The 19,312-nt window shown below is 60.0% G+C and carries 13 protein-coding genes; 8 read left to right on the top strand and 5 right to left on the bottom strand.

Annotation, left to right across the window (positions count from 1 at the left end; genetic code table 11):
* Positions 1 to 156: 156 nt before the first annotated feature.
* The 8 genes from ACIQWP_RS02405 to ACIQWP_RS02370 all read left to right on the top strand — a co-directional run bounded on the left by ACIQWP_RS02405 (position 157) and on the right by ACIQWP_RS02370 (position 11,931).
* Positions 157 to 1,623 carry an alpha-glucosidase/alpha-galactosidase gene (locus tag ACIQWP_RS02405; RefSeq protein ID WP_402781773.1) on the top strand — a complete coding sequence of 489 codons (1,467 nt, stop codon included), beginning with the start codon at positions 157 to 159 and terminating at the stop codon, positions 1,621 to 1,623.
* A gap of 138 nt (positions 1,624 to 1,761) precedes the next feature.
* Positions 1,762 to 3,849 (top strand): ABC transporter substrate-binding protein, encoded by a 2,088-nt coding sequence (locus tag ACIQWP_RS02400; RefSeq protein ID WP_402781770.1) that lies wholly within the window; start codon positions 1,762 to 1,764, stop codon positions 3,847 to 3,849.
* Between the two features lie 162 nt (positions 3,850 to 4,011).
* Complete coding sequence (locus ACIQWP_RS02395; RefSeq protein WP_402781767.1) at positions 4,012 to 5,022, top strand: ABC transporter permease; 1,011 nt, start codon at positions 4,012 to 4,014, stop codon at positions 5,020 to 5,022.
* Positions 5,022 to 6,149 (top strand): ABC transporter permease, encoded by a 1,128-nt coding sequence (locus ACIQWP_RS02390; protein WP_402781764.1) that lies wholly within the window; start codon positions 5,022 to 5,024, stop codon positions 6,147 to 6,149. Before ACIQWP_RS02395 ends, ACIQWP_RS02390 begins: the two co-directional genes overlap by 1 nt.
* Before the next feature lie 13 nt (positions 6,150 to 6,162).
* Positions 6,163 to 7,833, top strand: a complete 1,671-nt coding sequence (locus tag ACIQWP_RS02385) for an ABC transporter ATP-binding protein (protein ID WP_402781761.1) — start codon at positions 6,163 to 6,165, stop codon at positions 7,831 to 7,833.
* Between the two features lie 17 nt (positions 7,834 to 7,850).
* Positions 7,851 to 9,221: an alpha-glucosidase/alpha-galactosidase gene (locus ACIQWP_RS02380; RefSeq protein ID WP_402781758.1), complete on the top strand. Its 1,371-nt coding sequence runs from the start codon at positions 7,851 to 7,853 to the stop codon at positions 9,219 to 9,221.
* Between the two features lie 179 nt (positions 9,222 to 9,400).
* Positions 9,401 to 10,543: a fumarylacetoacetate hydrolase family protein gene (locus ACIQWP_RS02375; RefSeq protein WP_402781755.1), complete on the top strand. Its 1,143-nt coding sequence runs from the start codon at positions 9,401 to 9,403 to the stop codon at positions 10,541 to 10,543.
* A gap of 311 nt (positions 10,544 to 10,854) precedes the next feature.
* Entirely contained in the window at positions 10,855 to 11,931 is a 1,077-nt protein-coding gene (locus tag ACIQWP_RS02370) for a YncE family protein (protein ID WP_402781752.1), read from the top strand.
* A 189-nt stretch (positions 11,932 to 12,120) separates the two neighbouring features.
* On the opposite strand, the gene ACIQWP_RS02365 is transcribed toward ACIQWP_RS02370, so the two are convergent.
* From ACIQWP_RS02365 to ACIQWP_RS02345, 5 genes are all read right to left on the bottom strand, one after another.
* Positions 12,121 to 12,597, bottom strand: a complete 477-nt coding sequence (locus ACIQWP_RS02365; protein ID WP_402781749.1) for a cyclic nucleotide-binding domain-containing protein — start codon at positions 12,595 to 12,597, stop codon at positions 12,121 to 12,123.
* Between the two features lie 53 nt (positions 12,598 to 12,650).
* Positions 12,651 to 15,365 carry an ABC transporter transmembrane domain-containing protein gene (locus ACIQWP_RS02360; RefSeq protein ID WP_402781746.1) on the bottom strand — a complete coding sequence of 905 codons (2,715 nt, stop codon included), beginning with the start codon at positions 15,363 to 15,365 and terminating at the stop codon, positions 12,651 to 12,653.
* 238 nt (positions 15,366 to 15,603) lie between these two features.
* Positions 15,604 to 16,764 (bottom strand): glycosyltransferase family protein, encoded by a 1,161-nt coding sequence (locus ACIQWP_RS02355; protein ID WP_402781744.1) that lies wholly within the window; start codon positions 16,762 to 16,764, stop codon positions 15,604 to 15,606.
* Positions 16,746 to 18,011, bottom strand: coding sequence for a glycosyltransferase family 4 protein (locus ACIQWP_RS02350; protein WP_402782712.1), 1,266 nt, complete (start codon positions 18,009 to 18,011; stop codon positions 16,746 to 16,748). The genes ACIQWP_RS02355 and ACIQWP_RS02350 overlap by 19 nt, the downstream gene beginning before the upstream one ends.
* Before the next feature lie 11 nt (positions 18,012 to 18,022).
* A complete protein-coding gene (locus ACIQWP_RS02345; RefSeq protein ID WP_402781742.1) occupies positions 18,023 to 19,237 on the bottom strand; it encodes a glycosyltransferase family protein in 1,215 nt (404 codons plus the stop codon).
* Positions 19,238 to 19,312: the final 75 nt, after the last annotated feature.

The raw sequence follows: 19,312 nt of genomic DNA, 5'->3' as shown, positions 1-19,312 counted from the left end.
AATCCCGCCAGAAAACAGCACTTACCCGCCAAAGAGGATCGGCGGATGGAGGAAAATCACGATTTCGTCCCTGTCTCGCAACTGCTGCGATCATAGGACGAAAATGCTGTCATAATCCCTGTTGCTGCTTGTTCGACCGACTTGAAGGTGAGGATCATGAGTTTCAAAATCGCTATTATCGGTGCCGGCAGCGTCGGCTTCACGAAAAAGCTGTTTACCGACATTCTCTGCGTGCCGGAATTCCGCGATGTCGAGTTCGCGCTGACCGACGTCAGTGAGCACAATCTGACGATGATCAAGGCGATCCTCGATCGCATCGTCGAAGCCAACAAGCTGCCAACGCGCGTTACCGCAACGACTGATCGTCGTGCGGCACTGTCAGGCGCGCGCTATATCATCAGCTGCGTGCGGGTCGGCGGCCTCGAAGCCTATGCGGACGATATCCGCATCCCGCTGAAATACGGCATCGACCAGTGCGTCGGCGATACGATCTGCGCCGGCGGCATTCTCTACGGCCAGCGCAACATTCCGGTCATTCTCGATTTCTGCAAGGATATCCGCGAAGTCGCCGAGACAGGCGCCAAGTTCCTCAACTACGCCAACCCGATGGCAATGAACACCTGGGCGGCGATCGAATACGGCAAGGTCGACACGATCGGTCTCTGCCACGGCGTGCAGCATGGCGCCGAACAGATTGCCGAAGTGCTCGGCGCAAAGGACAAGAGCGAACTCGACTATATCTGCTCCGGCATCAACCACCAGACTTGGTTCGTCGATCTGCGCCTCAATGGCCGCGAGATCGGCAAGGACGAGCTGATCGCCGCCTTCGAAGCGCATCCGGTCTTCTCGCAGCAGGAAAAGCTGCGCATCGACGTGCTCAAGCGCTTCGGCGTCTACTCTACCGAGAGCAACGGGCATCTGTCCGAATACCTGCCCTGGTATCGCAAGCGCCCCGACGAGATCAACAAATGGATCGATATGTCGGACTGGATTCATGGCGAAACCGGTGGCTATCTGCGTCACTCCACCGAGACGCGCAACTGGTTCGAGACGGAATTCCAGCAGATCCTCGACAGCGCTTCGCAGCCGATCGACGTCAGCAGACGCTCCAACGAGCATGCCAGCCATATCCTGGAAGCGCTGGAAACCAACCGCGTCTATCGCGGCCATTTCAACGTCAAAAACAATGGCGTCATCACCAATCTGCCTGCCGATGCCATCATCGAGTCGCCCGGCTTCGTCGACCGCTTCGGCATCAACATGGTGGCGGGCATTACGCTGCCTGAGGCATGCGCGGCGACTTGCATCTCGTCGATCAACGTTCAGCGCATGTCGGTTCATGCCGCCATCAGCGGCGATATCGATCTTCTGAAGCTTGCCGTCCTGCATGACCCGCTGGTCGGTGCCATCGCCACTCCGGAGGAGGTCTGGCAGATGGTCGACGAAATGGTCGTCGCCCAAGCACGCTGGCTGCCGCAATACGCCCACGCCATCGGAGACGCCAAGGACCGGCTGTCGCATAGCAAGGTGAAGACGCGCGACTGGAAGGGGGCCGCGAGCCGTAACGTTCGCTCGATCGAGGAGTTGCGGGTCGAAAAGGCTGCGCTGAAGCAGGCCGGCTGAGGCGGGCAAAGTTCGGGAAATGAGCACGCGGCGGTGATTTCGGATGAGATCAACCGCCGCATCTCGATCATTTCCCCTCGTACTGGAGGAGTGCGGCGCCTCGAACAGAGCGCACGCAAAAGAGGGAGAGAGAACAAGATGAGACATTTTCGACCGATCGGCCTTTTAGCCGCGTTGACGATTGCCACATCCGCAATCGCCATCAGCGCCTACGCAGCCGAACCGACAGTGCCACCCGTTCCACCGGTCTTCCCGGCGGAAGGAAAGATCAAATATGTCGAGCGCAGCTCCATCCTGGAGTTTAAGGCACTGCCGGACTATCACGAGCCGGCCTGGGTTACCGATAACTTCGTCAAGACCGGCAAGCTGCCGCCGGTCAAGGATCGCCTCCCGAAAGAGCCACTGGTCTACAAGACCGGTAACATGCCCGACGGCATCGGCGTCTATGGCGACACGCTGCGCCACGTCATCGGTGGCCGGCCGGAAGGCTGGAACTATGGCGCCGGTCAGACCCAGGGCTGGGGCGGCATCGATATCGGCCTTTCCGAATGCCTGACGCGCACCGCGCCATTGTTCCAGGTCGAGGCCAAGGATACCGAGCCGTTGCCGAACCTTGCCAAGGGCTGGGAGTGGTCGCCGGACGGTCATAAGCTGACCATGCACCTGATCGAAGGCGCGAAGTGGTCCGACGGCGTTCCCTTCAACGCCGACGACATCATGTTTTATTGGGACGACGAAGTCATCGATCCGAACGTCTCGCCGCTCGGTGGCGGCGCATCGCCGGAAGCCTTCGGCGAGGGAACGACGCTCAGGAAGATCGACGACTATACGGTCGAATGGACTTTCAAGGATGCCTTTCCGAAACAGTATCTCTACACGATGGCCTACCCGAATTTCTGCCCGGGACCGTCGCATATCCTGAAGCCGCAGCATCCGAAGTATTCGAAGAACACCTACGATCAGTTCAAGAACGCCTTCCCGCCGGAATATATGAACATACCGGTCATGGGCGCCTGGGTGCCGGTCGAATACCGCTCCGACGATATCATCGTCATGCGCCGCAATCCCTACTACTGGAAGGTCGACGAGAAGGGCAATCAGCTGCCTTACCTCAACGAGCTGCACTACAAGCTTTCGACCTGGGCGGACCGCGACGTGCAGGCGGTCGCCGGCTCGGCCGACCTGTCGAACCTCGAACAGCCGGAAAACTTCGTCGCCTCGCTGAAGCGAGCCGCGCAACCCGATGCTCCCGCGCGTCTGGCCTTTGGCCCTCGTCTCATCGGCTATAACCTGCAGATGAATTTCTCCGCCAATGGCTGGGGCAATCCCGATGCACGCGGTCAAGCCGTCCGCGAACTGAACCGCAACGAGGATTTCCGCAAGGCCGTTACGATGGCACTGGACCGCAAGGCGCTCGGCGAGTCGCTGGTCAAGGGTCCGTTCACGGCGATCTATCCGGGTGGCCTGTCCTCCGGCAGCAGCTTCTATGATCGCAACTCCACCGTCTATTACCCGTTCGATCTGGCGGCGGCAAAGGCAGAGCTTGCCAAAGCCGGCCTCAAGGACACCGACGGCGACGGCATCGTCAACTTCCCGGCCGGTGTCAACGGCGGCAAGGATGTCGAGGTCACGCTTCTGGTCAGCAACGACTACACCACGGACAAGAGCCTTGCCGAAGGCATCGTCGCCCAGATGGAAAAGCTCGGGATTCGGGTAATCATCAATGCGCTTGATGGTCCGAAGCGTGACGACGCCAACTACGGCGGCCGTTTCGACTGGATGGTCCGGCGTAACAGCACCGAACTCGCCTCGGTCGTGCAGAACACCGAACAGCTTGCTCCGGTCGGCCCACGTACCAGCTGGAACCATCGCGCCGCGGAAGGCGGCCAGGTGGATCTGATGCCCTTCGAGAAGGACATGGTCGACATCGTCAACAAGTTCACCACGTCGAAAGATAACGACGAGCGCGTGGCCTTGATGAAGCAGTTCCAGAAGATCTCGACCGGACACCTCTACAATATCGGTCTGACAGAGTATCCCGGCGCGCTGATCATCAACAAGCGCTTCTCCAACGTTCCTCCGGGCACGCCGATCTTCCTGTTCAACTGGGCTGAAGACTCGATCATCCGCGAACGTCTTTGGGTCGCGGCCGACAAGCAGGGCAAGTACGAGCTGTTCCCGCAGCAGCTTCCGGGTGCGCCGGGCAGTGCCGGTCCGATCAAGTAAGATCGACCGGACAACCAACTGCGGCAGCCGGCCATCCGTCGGCTGCCGACCAGGCATCACGCATTCCGGCGGCTCGACCGCCGGTCAAACTGAACACAGCCGGCGCCTGCTGCCCCCGACGGATCGGGGCAGCCGCCAGCATCAAGAGAAGCGAACCGTCCCATGTTACGATTCCTGCTCGTGCGAATAGCTTCAGCCATACCTGTGCTCTTCATCCTGAGCGTGGTGACCTTCGCCATCATAAAGGCGCCGCCAGGCGACTATGCCGATTACATCCGTTCGCAATTGATGAACCAGGGCGGTGCATCCTTCGCACAGGCTGACGAGCAGGCGCAGATCTACCGCCGCGAACATGGCCTCGACAAACCGCTGGTCGTACAATACGTCAACTGGGTCGGCGGGATCGTTACACGAGGCGATTTCGGCTACAGCATGTTCTATAACAAACCCGTCGCCGACGTCGTTGGCGAGCGCCTGCCGCGAACACTGGCCCTCGCTCTGGTTTGCCATATCCTCGCATCCATTCTCGGGATCGGCTTCGGCATATGGGCGGCGACGCGGCAATATAGCTGGATCGACAGCCTGCTCTCTGGCATCTCCTTCCTCGGCATGACGGTGCCGCGCTTCCTGATGGCGCTGATCATCGTCTACATCCTCGTTTTCCAGCTCAATGTCTCGGAGATAGGCAGCTTCTTCTCGCCGCAATATGGCGGCGCGCCCTGGTCCTGGGCCAAATTCGTCGATCTCGTCAAACATGTCTGGCCGGTCGTTGCCATCGCCACCTTCGGCGGCCTTGCCTATAATATGCGCGTCATGCGCGGCAACCTGCTCGACACGCTGAATGCCCAATATGTCGAAACAGCGCGCGCCAAAGGCCTTTCCGGCGGCGCCGTCGTCATGCGCCATGCCGTCCCCAACGCGCTGCACCCGCTGGTCATGTATCAGGGCGTGGTTCTGCCTTACATGCTGACCGGCGAGATCGAGACGGCGATCATCTTTACCCTGCCGACAGTGGGGCCGGCGATCGTCGGCTCGATGGCGGTCGGCGACGTCTATGTCACCGCCACTTTCATGATGGTGCTTTCGGCGACCCTCATTATCGGCAACATCATCGCCGACATGCTGCTTGCCCTGCTCGATCCGCGCGTGCGCCAACAGGGAGGGATCAACTAATGCTCGCCTTCAGCAACTCCCCGCTGCCACCGGAAGAAAAGATCAAGCACAAGAGCGGCGGCGAAAGCTACGTGGCGCTGGTCTGGCGGCGCCTGAAACGCTCGTGGACCGGCATGAGCGGCCTCACCCTCGTCATCCTGCTGCTGCTGATGGCGGTCTTTGCCGAATTCGTCGCGCCGCTCGATCCGAAAGCAACCGATACCGGCTTCGCGCCGCCGCAGGTCATCAGCTTTCACGACAAGGACGGCAATTTCGTCTTCCAGCCCCGTGTCTACGCACTGGTCGAGACCAGCGACCTCGACCCCGTGACGTTCCAGCCGATCGTCGGCCCGGATTACGACAACCCGCGTCCGCTCGGCTTCTTCGTCAAGGGCGCTCCCTACTATCTGTTCGGCCTCATCCCCGGCGACCGGCATCTTTTCGGCACGACCGACGGCGGACCGGTGCATTTCCTCGGCACCGACAAATTCGGCCGGGACGTGCTGTCGCGCGCCATCTACGGCTCGCGGATCTCGCTGATGATTGCCTTGACCGTGGTTGCCATCGTCACCGTCGTCGGCACGACGGTCGGCATGATCTCGGGCTATTTCGGCGGCGCGACCGATGCCTGGATACAGCGCTTTGTCGAAGTGGTGCTGGCCTTCCCGCAATTGCCGCTCTACTTGGCGCTGACCTCGCTCATCCCCGTGACGGCGCCGACCAACGTCTTCCTCGCCTTCGTCATCATCGTCATGTCGGCACTCGGCTGGGCGCAGATGTCGCGCGAGGTTCGCGGCAAGACCCTGGCACTGGCAAGGATCGAATATGTGCGGGCCGCGATGGCAGTCGGTGCAAGCGACCGGCGCATCATTCTTCAGCATATCTTCCCGAACGTCATGAGCCATGTCATCGTCGCGGTGACGCTCGCCATCCCGAGCGTGGTTCTGCTTGAATCCTTCCTCGGTTTCCTCGGTTTTGCCGTGAAGCCGCCGCTAATCTCCTGGGGCCTGATGCTGCAGGATACGTCAACCTATTCGGTCATCGGCTCCTACCCCTGGATTCTCTCGCCCGTCGCCTTCGTTCTCGCCACCGTCTTCGCCTTCAATGCGCTCGGCGACGGACTGCGTGACGCGATCGATCCCTATTGAGAGGAGAACGGATATGGCTCTTGCACTCATCAATCCCTTCGCCCCCGACGTCAGGCACGATATTGGCGAAAAGACAACCTCGCCTGTCATCGACGCCCGGAACATCGCCGTCAAATTCAAGGTCGAGGACGGCATGGTCGATGCCGTCAAGGACATCAACTTCCAGCTCTATCGCGGCGAGACCATCGCCATCGTCGGTGAGTCCGGCTCCGGAAAGTCGGTAACAGCCCGTACGGTGATGGGGCTCTTGACCAAGCGCGCCATCGTCTCGGACAAATCCGCCGTTCACTACGACGGCAAGAATGTGCTGAAATTTTCGGAGAGGGCGCGCCGGCAGCTGCGCGGCGACCGCATCTCGATGATCTTCCAGGAGCCGATGAGCTCGCTCAATCCGATCTATACGATCGGCGGCCAGATCGTCGAAGCCATCCGGGTTCACCGCAAGGTCAGCCGCCGCGATGCCGAGAAGCGGGCGCTCGACCTGCTGAAACAGGTGCAGATCCCCGATCCTGAGGCGCGGCTGAAGCAGTATCCGCATCAACTGTCCGGCGGCCAGCGCCAGCGCGTCATGATCGCCATGGCGCTCGCCAACGATCCCGACGTGCTGATCGCCGACGAGCCGACGACGGCGCTTGACGTCACCGTGCAGGCACAAATTCTGAACCTCATCCGCAACCTACAGAAGCAGCTCGGGATGGCCGTGATCCTGATCACACATGACCTTACGGTCGTGCGCCAGTTCTCCGACTATGTCTATGTGATGCAGCATGGCGAGATGCGTGAGCACAACACGACTGAAGCCCTGTTTGCAAACCCGCAACATGCCTACACGCAGCACCTCCTGTCGTCGGAACCGCGCGGACGGGCGAAACCATTGCCGCCGGACTGCGGCACGGTGCTCGAAGGTAAAGCCGTCAAGGTCGCCTTCATGCTGCGTCACGGCAGCTTCTTCAAGCCCGACATGCGCGAGCTTGTCGCCGTCGACAGTCTGAATATCGACCTCCGCCGCCATGAAACGCTGGGCCTCGTCGGTGAATCCGGCTCCGGCAAGACCACCTTCGGCCAGGCGCTGCTGCGCCTGATCGACGCCGATAGCGGCGCGATCTTCTTCGATGGACAGCCGATCCACGGTCGCTCGCGCGCCGAGATGCGACCGCTGCGCTCCCGCATGCAGATCGTCTTCCAGGACCCGTTTTCGTCGCTCAATCCGCGCATGACCGTCGGACAGATCATTTCCGAAGGGCTGGTGGTCAACAATATTGGCGCCAGCAAAGCCGAGCGGTCGGAGCGCGTCAAGGAAGCGCTGGTCAGCGCCGGCATGCCGGCCAACATTCTCTCGCGCTTCCCGCATGAGTTTTCCGGTGGCCAGCGCCAGCGCATCGCCATCGCCCGCGCCATCGCCCTCGAACCGGAATTCATTCTGCTCGACGAGCCGACCTCCGCGCTCGATCTTTCCGTCCAGGCCCAGATCATCGACCTCCTGCGCAAGCTGCAGGACGAACGGGGCCTGAGTTACCTTTTCATCTCACACGACCTCAAGGTCGTCCGCGCCCTTTGCCATCGCGTCATCGTCATGCAGCACGGCAAGATCATGGAGGAAGGGCCGGTCGAAGAGGTTCTGTCCCATCCCAAGACCGCTTACACCGAACGCCTCGTCAGAGCGGCGTTCGACGTAGCTTCATAGCATCAGGAGACTTTGAAATGACAGGCACTCCCAAGATCACCTTCATCGGCGCCGGCTCGACCGTCTTCATGAAGAACATCATCGGCGACGTTTTGCAGCGACCCGCACTTGCTGGCGCCAGGATCGCGCTGATGGACATCAATCCGCAGCGGCTGGACGAAAGCGCGATTGTTGCCCGCAAACTCGCTTCGACGCTCGGTGCATCCGCGACCGTCGAAACCTTCACCGATCAGCGCAAGGCGCTGGACGGCGCTCATTTCGTCGTCGTCGCCTTCCAGATCGGCGGCTACGAGCCCTGCACCGTCACCGATTTCGAAGTGCCGAAGAAGTACGGCCTTCGCCAGACGATCGCCGACACGCTCGGCGTCGGCGGTATCATGCGCGGCCTGCGCACGGTCCCACATCTCTGGAAGATCTGCGAGGACATGCTCGCCGTCTGCCCGAACGCGATCATGCTGCAGTACGTCAACCCCATGGCGATCAACACCTGGGCGATCGGCGAGAAGTTCCCTGATATCAAGCAGGTCGGTCTTTGCCATTCCGTGCAGGGCACGGCGATGGAACTGGCGCACGATCTCGACATTCCCTATGACGAGATCCGCTATCGCTCGGCTGGCATCAACCACATGGCCTTCTATCTCGAATTCGAGCATCGTCAGGCCGACGGTTCCTACCGCAACCTTTATCCGGATCTCGTCCGCGCCTATCGCGAAGGACGGGCGCCGAAGCCCGGCTGGAACCCGCGCTGCCCAAACAAGGTGCGCTACGAGATGCTGACCCGCCTTGGCTACTTCGTTACCGAAAGCTCGGAACATTTCGCCGAATATACGCCCTACTTCATCAAGGAAGGCCGCGAGGACCTGATCGAGAAGTTCGGCATTCCGCTCGACGAATATCCGAAGCGCTGCATCGAACAGGTGGCGCGCTGGAAGAACCAGGCAGAGGAATATCGCACGGCCGAGAAGATCGAGGTCAAGCAGTCGAAGGAATATGCCTCCTCGATCATCAACTCCGTCTGGACCGGCGAACCCTCCGTCATCTACGGAAACGTCCGCAACAATGGCTGCATCACCTCGCTGCCGTTCAATTGTGCAGCCGAAGTCGCCTGCCTCGTCGATGCCTCCGGCATCCAGCCCACCTATGTCGGCGATCTGCCGCCGCAGCTGACAGCCCTGATCCGCACGAATATCAACGTGCAGGAACTGACGGTGAAGGCCCTGTTGACGGAAAATCGCGAGCACATCTATCACGCCGCCATGATGGACCCGCATACGGCAGCCGAGCTCGATCTCGACCAGATCTGGTCGTTGGTCGACGAACTGCTCGTCGCTCACGGCGACTGGCTGCCCGAATGGGCACGCGGTAATCGCAAGGTTCAGGCCGCGTAAAGCCACTCTCTCCCGGTTTGCGGCCCAAGGGCCTCGCGGCGTTGCCGCGGGGCCTTACATTTTTACCGCGTCGGAGAAAATGAAAATCCAAAACGCGGGCGAATGTCGCATCGATAACCGATGGCAAAGCACATTCGCCTGGGTTAGAAAACACTCGCAGTTTGGAGGAGACGAACGACATGGCCAGCTCGGAAACATTCACCACCGGAACATTCGTCGGCCGCATCTGGCGCCCGGATGTGGAAGGCCCTGCCCTCGTCACCCTTCGCGACGGCATGCTCTACGACATCACCTCGAAGCAAGCGCCGACCATGCGCGATCTTCTCGAGCGCGACGATCCGGTTGCTTTCGTCCGCGCTCAGAAAGGCGAGCCCGTCGCCAAACTTGATACTCTCCTGGCTGCCAAGGCCGATCACTCGGCCATCCACCTTCTCGCCCCCATTGACCTACAGGCGATCAAGGCCTGCGGCGTCACCTTCGCCCGCTCGATGCTCGAGCGCGTCATCGAGGAACGTGCGGCCGGCAATCCGGATCTTGCCGAGGCGATCCGCGGCAAGGTCACTGCATTGATCGGCGATAGCTTGCGAAACCTGAAGGCCGGGTCTCCCGAGGCGGCCAAGGTCAAGGCGGCGCTGATCGAGGAAGGCGTCTGGTCGCAATATCTCGAAGTCGGCATCGGTCCGGATGCCGAAGTCTTCTCCAAGTCGCAGGTGATGTCGTCGATGGGGCCGGGCGCAGACGTCGGCCTGCATCCGATCTCCAAATGGAACAATCCCGAGCCGGAAATCGTGCTCACCGTCGATAGTCAAGGCCGGGTCAGAGGCGCAACGCTCGGCAACGACGTCAACCTGCGCGATGTCGAAGGACGATCCGCGCTGCTGCTCGGCAAGGCCAAGGACAACAATGCCTCCTGCTCGATCGGGCCCTTCATCCGTCTGTTCGACGAAACCTATACGCTCGATGACGTGCGCAATGCCGATCTCGACCTCAAGGTCGAAGGCGAGGACGGTTATGTGCTGCATGGCCGCTCGTCGATGAAGGAAATCAGCCGCGATCCTCTCGACCTCGTCTCCCAGACCATCGGCCGCCACCATCAATATCCCGATGGATTCGTGCTGTTCATGGGAACGCTTTTCGCCCCCGTCGAAGACCGCGACACGCCCGGGCAAGGCTTCACCCACAAGGTCGGCGACGTCGTCACCATCTCCAACGACAAGCTGGGATCGCTGCAAAATCGCGTGCTGCTATCGACCGAGTGCCCACCCTGGACCTTCGGCGCGTCGCATCTGATGCGCAATCTTGCAGGGCGTGGACTGATTTAGGACCTCGCTTGAACCCAGATTTGGAGCGGTTCAGCCCGCCAGGCAAGCCATGGCGGGATTTCTTCAATTTGCGTGGTGTTCGGCAGTCGGCGACACATGGAATTGTAAGATGTTCCGCAGTTGCTCCGCTATAGATTGCATGCTTGATCGTCTCGGTCGAAGGCGGCGAATCGCGCGCTCCCGAGAACCATCAAGCTGGACATTTGGGTGCGATGAGCACCCGAGGACTCCTCGATGAAAGCTGGTTGAAAGCTTCGCCTGTTAATTTGCGGAGCCCGGGGGGGAACGGCAAACTTATCAGGAGGAATAGGATGATAAGGTCGCGCTTGGCAATTTCTACAACTGCGCTCGCGTCAATTATGATGACGCCGGCATTCGCATTCGATGGATGGCACCAACAACACGCCACAACGATCGAAGGCAAGGGCTCGGGCTATGACTATGTTTCGGTCGATTCAGCGACGCATCACGTTTTCCTGGGCCATCGCAAGGAAGGTTTGCAGGTCTTCGATCCTGCTGCCGACAAGGTCATCAAGGTGATTGATAAGACAGCGACCGATAGTTCAGATGGCGCTGTGCTTATCCCCGAATTCGATCTCGGCATTTCCAACAACGAGGATGGCACGATCACGCCGTTCAAGCTCTCGACGCTGGAGGCCCAGGCGCCGATCAAGGTTGGTGAGGACCTCGACACCAGTCATTATGATCCCGTCAGCAAACGTCTGGTGCTCAATATGGGCGCCGGACAAGACGGCACCGAGCTGATCATGCTGGATGTTCCTTCGCTCAAGGAAGTCGGTCGTCTGAAGGTGCCTAGCAAAAAGGTCGAAGGTGCCGATAGCGATGGCAAATCCGCCTTTTTCCTCGCAGCACAGGATCTCGATAAAGTCTACAAGATCGACACCAAAGTCGGAAAGATTGTTGCAACCTATGACACGGCCCCGGTCTGCGGTCACCCGACCGCAGTGACGGTCAATGCTGCTGACGAGCGCGTCTACATCAGTTGCCGCGGGCACGACACCATCAAGCCCTCTCTCGCCATACTTGATGGAGATAGCGGCAAGATAGTTTACAGCACTGAGATTGGGGGAGGAACCGATAGCATCGTCTACGACGGTGATCTGAAACGTATTTTCACTGCAAATGGCGTGAGCGCCAATCTCAACGTCTTCGAGGTCGACGGCCCCGACAATTACAAGCCGCTGGAAACGCTCGGCACTCGCGCCGGTGTTCGTACCATGGCGATGGATCGTCAAACCAAGGCGATCTATGCCATCACTGCCGAAGGCAGCGCCGATGCTTCCAGGAAGATCCTGACGGCCGTCTCTCCCTTCTATGCCAACACGTTCTTCCCGAATACGTTCACAGTACTGACTTACGGAAAATAGCGAAACATACGATCAGGACGTCGGCCTTGCCATTGAACCATGGCCGACGTCTTAATGCACAAGCTAAGCAAATCAGTATTAATCGCCATCGGCGACGCGACATCCGAAATACCGCCATGGCCAGAGCTGAATATTGAACGGTTCAGCTCTTCACAACTCCCCCGAACCACTCGATCTCTTTGCTTTTTCTCAATGCGTCGACATAGGCTGCGGCTGGCTCAACCGGCTGCGGACAGCCGTCAGTTCGGAGGTCGTGTGGTTCAGGCGATCAGCGAGAACCCGCATGATCTCGACGGCCATTTCTGGAAAGTCGCTGAGCAACTTCAGAAAATGTTCCTTGCTGATCTTCAGCGCTTCTAGCCTCGAGGTGGCCTTCACGGTCGCGGTACGGGAGACGTCGCAAAGGATGGCGATTTCGCCGACGATGGAATTGAGATCGACTTCAGCAACCTTGATCTCCCCAGCCGGGCTGTCGACGAGAATATCAGCAGTTCCTGAAAGAACAACATAGGCTGCATCGCCCTGATCGCCCTGATGGAACAGAGTTTGGCCAGCATTATAGCTAACGCGATCCGACGTGAACGCCAACAGTTTCAATTTCGCAGGCGCGATGCGCGAAAAAATCGGCACGCGCTTCAGCATTTCAACTTCATCCTTCAGAAGCATGAGCTTCAAAACCCCCAGTGTTCGGCCCCAGACGCCACTGTTGAGATAGAATATTACGATAACAGTTCTTTGAACATACCATTTTTCTCTAAAAGATCGGTCGTGGAGCCGCTTTCGACAAGGCTGCCGTGGTCGAAGACCAAAACACGGTCGAACAACTCGGCAAAGCTGGGATTGGACAGGACCCAAATGATCGCGGGCGCATAGCCGTCGCTCTCGAGCTCGCCGAGAATTGCCCTCGCAATCTGATCCTGAACGCGGTGGTCGAGCGCCGGCAGCGGCCGATTGCAGATGATGTAGTCTGCCCGCTTCAGGAGCGCGCGGCCGAGATTGAGTTTCTGGCGCTGCACGTTCGTCAGACGCTTGCCGCCCGAGCCGACATCAAAATCCAGGCCGATCGAGAGCACGCTGTCATGCATGCCGAGACGCCCGAACACGTCAAACATGATCTGATGGATGCGCTCGGGTGCATTGGCCTGCTGATGCGCGATGCGGCCGAACAGCACATTGTCCATCAACGTGGCAGACGCGGTAAAGCGCTCCGGATCGTAACGTTCGATGACCTTGGCAAGATCGTCCGGAATGTTCTCATAGAACTTCGCACGCGCCTGCACGATCTTTTCCATGAGCACCTGCGTCAGAAGGCCGAAGCGGTGACGCGGTTCGATGTAGGAGAAGCTCAGCCGGATGATGGCGGCGCGCTCGTCGTCGGCGGCCGCCTCATAACCCTTGCCGTTCAGCTTCTGCAGCAGCGCCTCATAGGTCGGGATGTCTTCCGCCGTCATGAAGGTCAGCTGCTGGAAGAACGGATGGTCCGGCGGCAGATCGGTGAAGAGCTCGACCGCGTTTTCGGCGATCTCCAAGCCCATGTCGTATAGATCGGACACCAGGCCGGTCTCGGCGAATATCTGCTGGAAGTAGGGATGAGCCGCCAGCTTGCGATTGGTCATCTGCGGCCGCTTCAGCGTGCCGAAGAGCAGATTTTCGCCAACGGTCGCCTGCAGATTGTAGGCATCGAACTCGAAGGGAACGACGAGGTCCTCGAGCTTCTCTTCCTCGAGCCGCAACCGCAATGCCTGCCGCATTTCGACGATACGCGATGTCAGATCCTGATGTGCCGCGGCATCGACATTCGAGCGCAGCGCCATATCGAAAATATCCTGCGACATGGCAACGGCATCGAGCACGGGGCGGATCGCGGAATAAATATCTCCGGGACCCGTTGCGCCGGCAGCGGCGTAATCGACCCAATCGCTGTTGAGATCGAATTCCGGATTAGCGGCGCGGCGCGCCTCGCTAACGCGCCATTTGGCCTTCGTCGCCTCCTCGTCGTCATAGACCGGAGCGATGAGCGGCGCGTGCTTGAGAGCATAGAGGAGATTGCTGCGCAAGGTACCGTGGAAGAAGAAGGTCTCGGAGGAAGCATAGGCTATGCGTCGCCCGGTGACGGCTTCCGGCAATTCCAGGATATCGCGGCCGTCGATCGAGATTCGGCCGCTGTCCGGCCAGGTCAAGCGCCCGAATGCCTCGGCGAGATATTCGCCGCCGGCACCACTGTCGCCAACGATCGCCACCCTCTCGCCGGGATGAACCTCGACAGAAACGTGGTCCAGCACGCGCGCGCCGCTGTCGTCGACCACGGTCAGATTGGTCGCAACGAGAGAATGGGTGATGCGGCCCGCCGGCGCATGCGAGAGGACCTGGATCTTGGGATCAATCAGGTTGTCGACGCTGAACTGCTCGACCACCTGATTGTATTTCACCTGAACGTCCTGGCGCGACTGGTCCCAGTCGATCAGCTCCTTCAGCGGCCCGGGCAGATCCTTGTAGGCATTGATGACGGCGACGAGCTGGCCGATATCCAGACGACCCTGCAGCGCCAGGAAGCCGCCGATCAGATAGAACAGGAACGGCGTCACCTGCGCGAGAAAGTTGTTGATGAACTTCACCATGAACTTCCACTGGTAGAGATCGTAGCGGATCGAGAAGATCAGCCCCAGCCGATGGGCGATATCGGCGCGCTCCAGGTTCGTGGTGTCATTGGCGTGGATGGTGCCGATACCGTCGACGATCTCGCCGACACGGCCGGAAAGCTCGCGCGCCGTCAGCTGCCGCTGGCGCCCAAGTTCCAAAAGGCGCTTGCGCATGCGGGGAATAACGATCGCCTGCACGGCGACGATGGCTGCGGCGATCATGCCGAGCCAGAAGTTCTGCATGATGATGAAGATGAGCGCCGTGACCGCCTGGCCGCCCAGGAGCGCCGGCTGCACGAAGGCATCGCCCGTGAAGCCACCCATCGGCTCCACTTCGTCCTTAATCATGGTGGCGATTTCCGCGGGCTTTACCCGCTTGAAATGCGCCGGCGGAAACCGCAATACGCGATCGATCAGCTCGAAGCGAATGCGGCGAAGCATGCGCTCGCCGAGACGGCCCTTGTAGGTATTGATATAGAGCTTGAAGAGGCCGTTGAGCACGACAAGCGCCAGGAACACCATGCTCAGCGCAACGAGCATCCACACGCGCGTCAGCTGCATGCCCTGAAAGACCTCGATATGGCCGATCAGCGGCACATCGAAGGCAATGTGCATGAAGGTCTGCGTATCGCCGGGATGTTCGAAACCTTTGCCCTGGATAGGCCCGTTGACGATCTGCTTCGGCAAGTCGAAGGACAAGAAGTACGGAATCATCGAGGCCGCGACGACAAGCAGTATCCAGATCTGCTCCAGCCGGGTATTCGACCAAATGTAACGCGCTAGGCTTTTTTCCATTGCTTACTGCAGGCTTTCAAAATCAACGCCCAGCGCCAGCGTGATGCCGGCACCGATGTTGCAGAGATGCGGGAAGGTTTCGTTGCGGATACGTGGCCCCATATGTGAAAGGGGACTCCGCCCGGTCTTTCGTCCACGCTCCTCCCGATTCATCGATTTTTCGATTTATATCACAAGATTGCAGGAATCCAGGAGGATAAAACGACAGGCTGTCTTCGATACCCGCCGCGCCCATTCGCTACGTGACCCGGCGCAGAATAGCCGATGTTCTGGCGGCGCCGCCGAGATCGATATCCGGATTGCCCGGCTTGGATCGCGACAGCGCGGTCTTCACGGCCTCGAGCAGCAAATCCGTCGTCAATCCCGCCTCCGGCAAGGCCAACGCCAGCCCCAATTTCTCCAGCCGCTCGGCCCTGACGGATTGTTCCGTCTCGCCGCCGGCGGTGAAAGGAACCAGAATGGCACGGCAACCGGCCATGAGAAGATCCCCGACCGTATTGTAGCCCGCCTGCGAAATCGACAGCTCCGCGCTCCGCAGAAGAGACGGAAAATCCCTGCGGAAGCGAACGAGCTCGACATTGTCTGGCGCGTCCCTGGCGAGATCGGCATAATCCTGTTCGGGCAGGTTCGGCCCGGCGATCAAGAGCCAGCGGCGATCGATGGCCACACGGCTTGCTGCCTCCAGTGATGCGCGGATAAGGTCGCGTCCGACGGCGCCGCCGCCGGCCGAAACGACGATATCGAAGGTCTCGCCGGGCTCCGGCGGCAAAGCGGGCGCCACGAGACCCGTATAGACGATCTTGTCGGTGATCGCCTCGGTCAAGGGAAAGGTTTCCTCCAGCCGGACGAAATGCGGATCGCCGTGGACGAGCACGCCATCGAAGTGGTCGCGAAGGAGGCGCACGGTTTCTTCGTCACGCCCAGGCTTCTTCTGCTGCTGCAGAATATCGCGTACCGAGGTGTAGAGCCTTGGCTTGGGATCGGCTTCAGAAATGGCATCGAGCAGCGGCAGAAGTTCGAAGCGCATCTGTCTGCGGCCGAAGGGAAAGGCCTCGATGATGACGACATCGGGCGCAGCCTGCCGGAACGCCTCCAGCAGCAGATCGCGCCGGCGTGACAAAAATTCCTCACCGGCGGGGTTGCCGAATTGATCGGCGAGACCGGAGAAACCGGCGCTGCTGGCTACCACGGCCGGCAATGTGACTGATGTCACATCCGTCCCGGGGAATCCGTTTACCGGCACGCCGCCTGTCACCACCGTCACCTGGCAGCCGTCCTTTGCGAGAGCACTGGCAATGCGGCTCGCACGCGCCAGATGGCCGATGCCGAGTAGATGCTGAACGTAGAAGAAGACACGCAACGGAGGAATATGCGAGGCCGTCATGCGGATTTCCGCCATTCGTCTTCCTTCTGCCATTGCTCCTCGAACAACCCGGTCAATTGCCGGATGCTGGCATGATAGTCGAAATGCTCGCGTACCCGCCTTTCGGCCGCCGCACCGAGCCTGTGGCGCAATGGCGGATTGCGAATGGCGGATTCCAGCGCCGCGGCGAGTGCCTGCGGGTCCTCCGAGGGAACGACAAGGCCGTTGGCTCCATCTTCCAGCAGTTCCGGAACGCCGGAGACATTGGTGGAAACGCAGACGAGACGCTGGCTTGACGCTTCGACGAGGACATTGGGCAGCCCGTCACGATCGCCGTCGGCTGCCACCCGGCACGCCAGCGCAAAAATATCGGCCTGACGATAGTGGGCGAGCACATCTTCCTGGGCAAGTGCGCCCTTCCAGGCGAGGCGATCCGCAATGCCGAGCGTGTCGGCCAATGCCTTCAATTTTGTCAGGCCATCACCGCCGCCGATATGGGTAAAACGCCAGTTGAGGTCGCCGGGCAACAGCGCCAGCGCCTTCAGCAGTACGTCATATCCCTTCTTTTCCACGGCCCGCCCGACGCTGAGAATGAAGGCGGGATCGGCAAGGTCGGCGCCATCGCGATCGGAGTGTTCGCCGGCGAAGGAGGCGAAGCGATCGAGATCCAGCCCGTGATAGCTCAGATGGACCTTGTCGTCTGCTCCGACCAGGTCGCGCATGTGCTCGAAGCCGGTGCGCGTGCAGGTCACCGTCCAGCGGGCGCGGGCGAGCTTTTCCGAAAGCTCCCAGTCGGGCGACGTCCAGATATCCTTGGCATGGGCTGAGCATGTCCAGGGAACGCCGGTCATGATGCTGGCATAGAAGGTCACGGACGCCGGCGTATGGATGAAATGCGCGTGCAGCCATTCCCCGCCATCAGGCCACTCATGCGCCAGCACCAGGGCCTGACCGAAGCGCCGCACGCGGTTCGGCGTGATATCCCGCTTCAGATCGGCCCAGAATTGCTTCACGAGCGGCTTGAACCCAGGCTTGCCGATGCCGGCAACCAAGGCTCGCAGTACTCTCAGCGGTTCATTGTGCAGGTATTCCGGCAGATAGACGACCCGCGCCCTGATCTCGTCATGAACGGGATGGCGTTTCTTGTCCGTCGGTTTGCGCATCGAAATCAGCGTCAGGTCGAAGCCGGCCTTCTCCAGGCCAAGCAACTCCTGCGCAATGAAGGTTTCCGACAGGCGAGGATAGCCCTTCAGGACCACCAGTATTTTCTTCCGCATCGACAGGTTCCGGTGCTCTACTCGGCAACGATCGACAGCGGCGTATAGCGCTCGCGATCATCGAACCATTCGCCGACGGTGCGCGAAATATGCACCAGCCCTTCCAGCCGCATATTGCTGGCACTGGCTGAAGGTGGCGCACGGTTCGGCAGGCGCTTCAAGGCGGCGGCAAGCTGCTTCGGATCGGCCGATTCTTCCGGTAGCAGCATGTCGACGAGGCCGAGCTCGCTGGCCCGCTGCGCGCGGATGAGTTGCTCTTCACGCGGGCGCGTGCGTGGAATGATCAGCGCCGGCTTGTCGAAGGACAGGATTTCGCAATAGGTATTGTAGCCGCCCATCGCGACAACGGCCTTGGCGCCGGCGATCAGCTCTTCCATCTTGTTGTCGAATTCGATGACCTGCAAACAGTCGATCTTGCTGGCACGCTCCAGCAACTGGCTGCGTTCCTTGGCCGGCATATAGGGGCCAAGCACGATCAGCGTCTTCTGGGTCAGTGAGCTGTCGTGCTCGAAGGCGGCGATGACATCACTGACGAGATCGGCGCCGTCGCCACCGCCACCGGTCGTCACCAGGATATAGTCCTCGTCAGGCACATGTTCCGACTTCGTGCCCAGCGTGGAAACGCTGCGCTGCAGGAAACCGACGAACTCCATCTTCCGGCGCACGCCCGCGGGTACATCGAGGCCGACGAGCGGATCGTGGAAATCCGGCGGGCCATAGACCCAGACGCGATCGTAGAACTGATCGATCTTCTGCAGCACGTTGTTCTTCTTCCACTCCGCTTCCAGGAGATGCGGCGCATCCATGACATCGCGCATACCCAGAACGAGCGTCGTGCCGCGGGCCTTGAGATAGGTCAGCGTCTCTTCGACCTCACCCTTCAGGCCCATCGGCTCCTTGTCGACGATGAAAACGTCAGGCTGGAAGGTTTCGGCTGTGTGGCGAATGATCGACTGCCGCATCTTCAACGTCTCCTGAAGCGCGACATGGCTTGCCATTGATGTGTATTCGCCGTCGCGCAACTTGATGACGCTTGGCACTTTGACGAAATCCACACGGGCACGATAATCGAATGCCCCGGCGATGGTTGCGCCGGAGATAATCAGCACGTTCAGCCCGCGATAGTCTTCGACAAGCGCGTGGGCGATGGTCCGGCATCGCCTGAGATGGCCGAGACCGAACGTGTCATGGCTATACATGAGGATTCGAGCATCTTCTAAGCGCCGCTTCATAGGCAAAACCTCTGGGGGTGAAAGTTGTACGCGGTGTGTCGGCAAACGACATCCGCGGCCGCTTCTCGAATTGCA

This window comes from Rhizobium sp. NPDC090279 (assembly GCF_044769665.1).
In the GTDB taxonomy this organism is placed as follows: Bacteria; Pseudomonadota; Alphaproteobacteria; order Rhizobiales; family Rhizobiaceae; genus Rhizobium.
This window is presented reverse-complemented; position numbering and strand designations above follow the sequence as displayed.

Bases quoted from the DNA above. Each gene is read 5' to 3' on its own strand.
- ACIQWP_RS02395 (WP_402781767.1), top strand. From the start codon at position 4,012: ATGTTACGATTCCTGCTCGTGCGAATAGCTTCAGCCATACCTGTGCTC.
- ACIQWP_RS02365 (WP_402781749.1), bottom strand. From the start codon at position 12,597: ATGCTTCTGAAGGATGAAGTTGAAATGCTGAAGCGCGTGCCGATTTTT.
- ACIQWP_RS02405 (WP_402781773.1), top strand. From the start codon at position 157: ATGAGTTTCAAAATCGCTATTATCGGTGCCGGCAGCGTCGGCTTCACG.
- ACIQWP_RS02360 (WP_402781746.1), bottom strand. From the start codon at position 15,365: ATGGAAAAAAGCCTAGCGCGTTACATTTGGTCGAATACCCGGCTGGAG.
- ACIQWP_RS02345 (WP_402781742.1), bottom strand. From the start codon at position 19,237: ATGAAGCGGCGCTTAGAAGATGCTCGAATCCTCATGTATAGCCATGAC.
- ACIQWP_RS02370 (WP_402781752.1), top strand. From the start codon at position 10,855: ATGATAAGGTCGCGCTTGGCAATTTCTACAACTGCGCTCGCGTCAATT.
- ACIQWP_RS02390 (WP_402781764.1), top strand. From the start codon at position 5,022: ATGCTCGCCTTCAGCAACTCCCCGCTGCCACCGGAAGAAAAGATCAAG.
- ACIQWP_RS02375 (WP_402781755.1), top strand. From the start codon at position 9,401: ATGGCCAGCTCGGAAACATTCACCACCGGAACATTCGTCGGCCGCATC.
- ACIQWP_RS02380 (WP_402781758.1), top strand. From the start codon at position 7,851: ATGACAGGCACTCCCAAGATCACCTTCATCGGCGCCGGCTCGACCGTC.
- ACIQWP_RS02355 (WP_402781744.1), bottom strand. From the start codon at position 16,764: ATGGCGGAAATCCGCATGACGGCCTCGCATATTCCTCCGTTGCGTGTC.
- ACIQWP_RS02385 (WP_402781761.1), top strand. From the start codon at position 6,163: ATGGCTCTTGCACTCATCAATCCCTTCGCCCCCGACGTCAGGCACGAT.
- ACIQWP_RS02400 (WP_402781770.1), top strand. From the start codon at position 1,762: ATGAGACATTTTCGACCGATCGGCCTTTTAGCCGCGTTGACGATTGCC.